The organism is Streptomyces sp. NPDC051738, assembly GCF_044453205.1.
GTDB lineage: Bacteria > Actinomycetota > Actinomycetes > Streptomycetales > Streptomycetaceae > Streptomyces.
Window position 1 is genome coordinate 321160 of the sequence record NZ_JBITCM010000012.1, and the last position, 7470, is coordinate 328629.

The window sequence follows — 7470 nt, forward strand, 5'->3', positions numbered from 1 at the left end:
AGTCCTCACTCCTCGTCTCGGGCAGAGCCGTACTTCGGATAGGGCCTTCGCTCGCGTGCCGCGGCCGGCCAGGCCCGAGCGGCCTCGTTGAGCACGGCGCGCCCAGAGGGATGCCGCATCGACAGGAACGCCAGCTCGGAGCCGAGGTCGTCACACAGGTCGGGCAGGGGTTCCGCGTAGGTCTCGGAGAGGTACCAGAGCGTGTGCAGCAGCCTGTTGACGGACCTGCGTACGTCGTCGGTCTCGGCGTAGCGGTGGTCATGGGCGCCGCGGGCGATCTCGGCGCGCTCGTCGGTCCATCCGTCCGACGGGGGCCGGGGGGCCTCGGCGGCGTACCGGAGCGTGTTCAGCCAGCGGCCGGCCTCCCAGGTGCCGAAGGACTCGGTCAGCGCGCTCACCACCGGATCCGCGCCCTCGGCCGCCAGGGTGTGCCGGAGCACGTCGGGCTCGTGCCCGGCTCCCCGCGCCGCGTGGTGCTCGCGCAGGAGAGCGTGCAGATCCTCCCAGCGCCGTCCCGGCGGGGCTGCCGCGGAGGTCGTACGGGCCTCATGGAGCAGCAGGGCGCGCAGGAACGGGTCGGAGACGAAACCTGTGGCGGGGGCGGCGCCGTCCGTCCCGGCCGTCCAGTGCTCCTCCTCCAGGTACTGGGCGGCGGACGAGAGCCCGGCGCCCGGGAAGCCGCCACCGGCCGGTGCGGACGCCGGCGCCAGCGCCTGTGCGGCCTCCCGGTCGCGGGCCAGGGAGAGCGGTATCAGATGGGCGCGCAGCTGGGGCTGCGGAATCAGCTGCTCCAGCAGCACTTCGGCGACCGGTCGTCCCTCCTCGGCCGGCAGGTCGAGCAACTCCTCCGGCGCGACGGCGCGTTGTCCACTGGCGCGTACGACCGCCTCGCACAGCATCGTGCTGCCCTGCGGGTGCCCCTGGGTCAGGGCGTGCAGTGCCGATGGCAGATGGCGGTGGAGTGGACCCTCGGCCGGGTCGAGCATCAGCAACAGGTGGTCGTGGGTCAGCGGTGCCAAGGGGATCACGAGCAGTCCCGCCGACGGCGAGCCGGGGACGGCGCGCTCCCAGCCGGAGGCGTGGATCAGCTCGGGCAGTTCGCGGCGCGTCGCGTCCGGGTAGAGGTCCGCGCCGTCACCCAGCCGGGTCGCGACGACGACCAGCGGGTCACGGGTGCCGGACTCGGGCGCGGCACGGTGTTCGAGCAGCAGGCCGAGCACGCGCTGTCCGGCGGCGGTGTGCACGTTGTCCAGCAGGACCAGGGGGCGCGGTGTTCGGTTGATCCGCTGCCACCGGCCGTGGGCGTCGGTGAGGTCTTCGAGGAACGCGGCGATCAGGGTGCGTTCGACCGCGTGCTGGAAGTCGCCGCCCTGGTGGAAGCGCAGGCTCAGCCGGATCAGGGCGGCTTCACCGTCCTCGGAGCCCGGGAAACGGCTCTGGTACCACTGGTGCACAGACCGTTCGGCACGGCTACGGGTGTGCCGGCTGAAGTACTGCTGGACGACCGCCTCGGTGACCGGAGCCAGGTCGTGTTGGCGCCGGTCCGGGTCGGCGAGGCGCTCGCTGACGTCGTACGTCCATTGGCTGCCGTCCGCGTCGGCCGTGCCCTTTTCGAGACCGCAGGCCACGAGGAGGCGTGCGAACCGGTCGCGGGCCAGCGACTGTTCGACCTCGCTGCCGCGGTGCCAGCTGGACACGGCGAACAGTCCCGGCAGCAGACGGGAGAACCGGAGCCGTCCGGCACCCGGGACCATGGGCGCCAGCCGGCACACCAACTGCTCCAGGATCTCCACCACGGCCGACGTGTTGGCCGCCGTGGAACCGGACCACCGCCCCTGCTCGACCTGGGCGGCATCAACCCTGCCGAGCGGAACGCGCCCGCGGTAGGCCTCTTCCAGGGAGTCCAGGACCGCTGTCCTGCCCATGCCGTGGCGGCCGGTCAGCAGCGTCACGGGAAGGTCGCCGCGGTGTTCCTGGGAGACGAGTTCCCGTCGGTCGGCTGCCAGGCCGACCAGACGGGGCACCAACGCGCGCAGGATGGAGTCACGTGCGTACAAGGGCATCGCCCTTCCCCCGTTCTGTCACCGTCTCCGGCTGCCGTCGTCCTTCTCCGTGCTCCGAGTGGCTCAGCTTCCGAGCAGCCTCCCCAGCGCCTGGCCGACAGCGTCCAGCAGGAACTGCCTGCCGACCGTGTCGGGGGCGGCACCCAGTAGGCGTCGCATCCCCTCCATCAGCCCGCGTTGCCGGTCCGGCCCAGGGTTACCGTCGCTGTCGCCGCCGCGCGACAGGGCATCCGCGCTGCGCAGCAGGGCCGCGCGGGACTCCGGTTCGAGGTCCAGTCCCGGTGCCAGCTCCGCGATGAGCCGGGCGAGGTCGGCGGGTGCCAGCGCGGTGTGCACCTCGATGCTGTTGTGCACGCTGTTGTCGGAGTCGCCCTGGGTGATGTGCCCGATCGTCTCGGCCTCTATATGGGTGTGCTGGGCGGGCCGACGGCGCTCGCGCTGCTGTGCCACGTACGCGACGATGTCGGAGGAGCCGCTGAGCACGGCGTTCACGCCCTGCGAGGTGAGGGCCACGTGTGAGCCGACGTCGTTGTGGAACGGCGGCCCCTCACAGGTGATCAGGCCCTCCTCGGCCAGATAGGTGAGGGCCCGGGCGACCTCGCTCCGGGAGAGGGGTTCACCGAGGAAGAAGACGTCCGGCGAATCGAGGAATCCGCTGATCCGCAGCGGCCGCCGGTCCGGGTTGGCGTGAATCCAGTGCAGTACGGCGCGTGCCGCGTGACGGCCCCGCTGGACCGAGTTCGCGCGCAGGGCCTGCAGCCGACGAGCCCGCTCCGCCCCGGCGGTCCGGAGCGTCACCACGGGAGCACCCGTGTCCGTGCCGTGTCCGCCGTGGGAGCTGATCAGCTCCTCGGCGCTGAGGTGGCCGACGATGGCCTGGACCGCGCTCATGGGAATGCTCTGCAGAGAGCCGAACTCCGCGCAGGAGATCTGGTGGCCCAGCTCCCCCTCCGCCCTGTCCCAGATCCACAGCAGGAGGCGGGGACCGTACCTCTCGACGTACGCGGCGAAGTCGCCGTGGTCCCTGAACGCGGGCACTGAGGCTGACAATGACGGATCCTGTTCGTCTTCTCGCACCGACGGCTCAGCTGCGGCACCTACCCTGCTTTCACTCCTGTAATCAGGTCGATTCACCTGACGCAGAGGTACAACACCAGCTGAATCACCCCAAGTTGGCCATGCGCGTGTGGGGCGGTCCTGGTCGGGAGCCGTCAAACCGTCAGAGCCATACGCCGGGAGTGAGGTGCGGGCGGCGTCTCGTCAGACCTTCTCGACTCGTACGGAGCGCCCTGCGAGGAGTTGCTTCATGTCGCCGGTGCCGGAGGTGAAGGCGGCTGCCTCAGCGCGAAGACCCGGTCCAGCCTGTTCTGACCGACCGCATGACGCACGCCGACGAACCAAGTGGGCCCTGTCCACGCCTGATACCGATCCTCCCCGGGGGAGAAACCCCAGTTCAGCGGCTTATCACGTTGCGTCCCCAGACAGGATTCGAACCTGTGACACCCGCTTCAGAAGTTTTCGGACCGCAGGGTCGGCGGCGGGGAGGTGCTCGTGGGCGAGTCCAGCACGCGCCTGGGACCTTGAGGTCAGGGCTGGGTGGTGTCCACGATGAAGCGGCGACTGAGACTGATCTCGCGCGAGAGCAGGCCCGGGTCGGTGGTCACCGTCAGTTCGTACTCCCCGTCCCGCAACGCCCCCACATCGAGCACCCGGTGGTTTGCGACCCACAGAGTGGGGACGATCTCGCCGTTCAGTCTGACCTCGATATTGCGCAGCGCCTCATTGCGCAGCGTCTCGTCGTCGTTGCGATCGACCACGTCCACTGTGAGCGTGGCCTCGGAGAGCGCGGCGGCGTTCAGTACGCCGCTGCTGGGGATGCCGCGTATCCGGAGCTCCGGCTGGTTCACCGCGTTGGCCACCGCAATGCCGCCGATCGCCAGGGCGGCGGCGACAGCGGCAACCAGAAGTGTGATGAGCACCCTGCGCAGGAACCGCGCTCGCACAGGGTCCGACGTCTTCAGAGCCAGCCGCATGGACACAACCTTCGAGGAATTTGCTCCTGTGGGCCGTCGGCGCCGCCTCTTCGTCCCGCCCATGGCCTTGCATCAGCCTCCTGCACCGGCCCGAGGACAGGGCCCGAGGACACGGACTCGGACTCGCGGGTGTCCGGCGACCCTGATGGTGCCACCTCAACCGTCACGGAATCCAGTTCGCCCTCACCCTCTCCTGGATGAATGAGTCCGAATGTTCTCGGGTGCGCTTGGCTTAGGGGAAATGCTCTTTGTCTCCCAGCGGCTTCCTCGCCCGGTGGGCCTGCCGTCGAACCGGGATCGCGGGAACGGTCGCGTAGTGCCTGCCCGGTACACGGTGTGGGTGCAAGCTCCGGCCCATGTAAGGCCGGTTGACGGCGTCCTCTACGGCGACGTCCCCACCACACGGCTTCCGGCGCCGATCGAGCGGGAGATCCTTGGGTCCCGCAGGCCGGCGGGCTGGGTGCTGCGGAACCTGGACGCCCGGCGCGGGCCCGGCCCCGGGTCCTGCATGCCCCGGACTGCGAGGAGGCTCCGCAGGGCGTGCCCGTACCGAAGGTGGTTCCCGCGCGATCAGCCGTCAGCGCCTCATGTCCCGACAGACCGAGCCTCGTGCGCCCTCACTTGCGTCAGGATCAACTCCCCGTCGCTCACGCAAACGGCCCCGGACGACGAGTCCGAGGCCGAACGAAACGCCTCCCTGGCAGAGAAACCCCAGGTCAGCGGCACAATGCGTTGTGCCCCCGGCAGGATTCGAACCTGCGACACCCGCTTTAGGAGTTTTCTCTGATCAAGGTCGTGACCTGGGAAAACTCCGCCACGACCGCGTTCGACCTGGAGAAACATGTCTCGGTGGTTTTTGCAGGTTCCCAGGGTTTCCCGGCCTCATGTGTGCTGAATCCGTTCCGGGCCGACTGCAGGGGGGGGCGACCTCGTGCCACAGGTTGCGGGCGCGCGCGGCGTGGCCAGGGGGAGGTACAAGACGCGGAGGAGTACGCGCGCGTGTGTGTGGTGGATCATCATCCCGTTCACGGGGCTCCAGTTGCCGTGCTGGTCGCGGTTGTGGGTGCGCCAGGATCCGTGTTCGGCAACGCCAAGTCGTGCGTTCTTGAGAACGGACAGGAACTTGTCCGCGGACAGAGGGGTGGCCACCTTCGCTTCACCTTCACCCGGTGCGTCAGGGGCGGTCGGCCGTGCCCGGGGGCGCCGGACCGGTCCCTCGAGGACGAAGGGCACTTCGCTGCCGGCGGAGGGCCGTCCTGACAGCGGCCGGAGTCTAACGGCTCCCTGCGGCTTACCTACCTCGTCGGATCTGCTGCCAGGAGGGCCAAAAACAGGAGATGGCAGGACGAAGGTCCACAAGGCCGAGTACGTTCGACTCGGCCCGCTGGCTGCCGGACGGCATAGGGGTTACGCCGGCCGTCTCTCGCTCTCGCGACAGGAGTCGTTGCCCCATGACCTACCGGTTCAACCCGCCGCCCACCTGGCCCGCCCCGCCGGAGGGGTGGAGCCCGCCACCGGGCTGGGAACCGGATCCCGCATGGCCCACACCCCCAGGCTGGCAGATCTGGATCCCGGAAGGGGCCGCGCCGCAGCCGAGCGCACCCGTTCCTCAGCAGTCCCCCTACGGTCCCCAGGCGACGGCCCCGGCCACAGGTGGGGGTCTGTTCGGCCGGCGCCGTAAGCAAGCGGAGTCCGAGGCGGCACGTCTGGCGGGCGAGCTGGCGCTGATGGAAACACAGGTACGCGGACTACAGGAAGACAACCGTCACCTGACGGAGCAATTGAGTCGTCTCATCGGAGCCGACAGCGCTCAGATAGCCGCCGAGCAGCAGCGACTGCTCCGCGCGCACGAGGAGAAGCTCCAAGAGATCGGACGGATCGACGCTCTCCTCGACGAGAAGATAGAGCACGCCGCCGAGAGCGCCGCGCAGTCGCTGGTCGACGTGCGCCGCCAAGCCGACGACATGGCTCGCCAGACGGCGGAGGCCGAACAGCGCCTCACGGCCGCGCGCCGGGATCTGGTACTCACCGATGAGACGCGGATGCTGCAAGAGGCCGGCATTTACGAGTACCGCCATCCGCTCGCCGACGCGCTCGCCTACAAGGACCGGCTCGGCAGTCTCAAGGCCCGCTACAAGCAGTTGGCGAGGGACGACCGGGCAGTGCTCGGGAACCAGTACTGGATGGTGGACGGCTCAGCCGCCAAGGGCCGCAAGATGGTCCGTGACTTCTCCAAGCTGATGCTGCGCGCGTACAACGCCGAGGCGGACAACGCGGTGCGCGGCATGAAGCCGCACCGGCTCGATTCGCTGATCGACCGGCTCGGCAAGACACGGGAGTCGATCGCCCGGCTCGGCGCCACCATGCAGATCCGCATCGGCGATGACTACCACCAACTGCGGGTACAGGAGTTGGAGCTGACGGCGGACTACCTGGTGAGGAAGGAGACCGAGCGGGAGGAGCAGCGAGAGCTACGAGCCCAGCAGCGCGAGGAGGAGCGCCTGCAGCGCGAGATCGAGCGCGAGCGGCAACGGCTGGAGAAGGAACGCAGCCACTACGAGGGCGCCCTGCGCCGCCTGCGCTCCGGCACCGGCGATGCGGCTGCCATCGCCGAACTCGAAGGAAAGCTCGCCGAGTTGGGCGCCGAACTGGAGGCGGTCGACGCCCGCGAGGCCAACATCCGGGCCGGATACGTCTACGTCATCTCCAACGTCGGAGCGTTCGGCGAGCGCATGGTCAAGATCGGTATGACCCGGCGTCTCGATCCCATGGACCGCGTCATCGAACTCGGTGACGCGTCCGTCCCCTTCCGCTTCGACGTACACGCCCTGATCTTCAGTGAGGACGCCGTCGGCCTGGAACGCCGCCTGCACCAGGAGTTCGAGTCCCGCCGCGTCAACCGGGTCAACCTACGCCGGGAGTTCTTCTACGTCACACCGGCAGACGTACGCGCCGCCCTGCAGCGGCTCGCCGGACAGCACCTCCTGGAGTTCCAGGACACGCCCGAGGCTCCTGAATGGAGGGCCAGCCAGATCGCTGCCGGGCGCTGACGGACTCGACTCAGTCAACCTCGTCGGGTGCGTCCAGACGGCAGGCGGCGCCATCCAGACTGATCCAGGTGACCTTGGAGGTACTTCCCGCTGCGAGGTGAGCGGTCACTTCTCCGGTTGGGGTGCTCGCGAGCCACACGGACACCTACACCTCGCTGATGCACCAGTTCGAGCAGGAGGCCGCCAATGCCCCCGTGGGTCGGTAGAAACCCCGTAACCAGGACGTCGCCTAGAGGTTGTCCCGTATGGGGCGTGAGTTATCCGGTGAGGGCCATGTTGTGGAGCCGGGCGATGCCGAGCATGGCCTGGTGAACGCCGTTGCCC

The 7470-nt window shown here is 69.1% G+C and carries 4 protein-coding genes; 1 reads left to right on the forward strand and 3 read right to left on the reverse strand.

From position 1 onward, the window contains the following. Positions 1 to 5 precede the first annotated feature (5 nt). The 3 genes from ACIA8X_RS28120 to ACIA8X_RS28130 all read right to left on the reverse strand — a co-directional run bounded on the left by ACIA8X_RS28120 (position 6) and on the right by ACIA8X_RS28130 (position 4096). On the reverse strand, positions 6 to 2063 hold the full coding sequence (locus tag ACIA8X_RS28120; RefSeq protein WP_399459387.1) for an ATP-binding protein: 2058 nt from the start codon (positions 2061 to 2063) through the stop codon (positions 6 to 8). A 63-nt stretch (positions 2064 to 2126) separates the two neighbouring features. Next, the gene (locus ACIA8X_RS28125) at positions 2127 to 3101 is read right to left on the reverse strand and encodes a hypothetical protein (protein WP_399459388.1); all 975 of its coding nucleotides are present in this window, start codon (positions 3099 to 3101) and stop codon (positions 2127 to 2129) included. Positions 3102 to 3649: 548 nt separating this feature from the next. Beyond that, the gene (locus ACIA8X_RS28130) at positions 3650 to 4096 is read right to left on the reverse strand and encodes a hypothetical protein (protein ID WP_399459389.1); all 447 of its coding nucleotides are present in this window, start codon (positions 4094 to 4096) and stop codon (positions 3650 to 3652) included. A gap of 1781 nt (positions 4097 to 5877) precedes the next feature. On the opposite strand from ACIA8X_RS28130, the gene ACIA8X_RS28135 reads away from it, so the two are divergent. Next, positions 5878 to 7146, forward strand: a complete 1269-nt coding sequence (locus ACIA8X_RS28135; protein WP_399459390.1) for a DUF4041 domain-containing protein — start codon at positions 5878 to 5880, stop codon at positions 7144 to 7146. The last annotated feature ends 324 nt before the right edge of the window (positions 7147 to 7470 follow it).

Coding starts and splice junctions, on each gene's coding strand:
- ACIA8X_RS28120 (WP_399459387.1), bottom strand. CDS start 2,063: ATGCCCTTGTACGCACGTGACTCCATCCTGCGCGCGTTGGTGCCCCGT.
- ACIA8X_RS28130 (WP_399459389.1), bottom strand. CDS start 4,096: ATGCGGCTGGCTCTGAAGACGTCGGACCCTGTGCGAGCGCGGTTCCTG.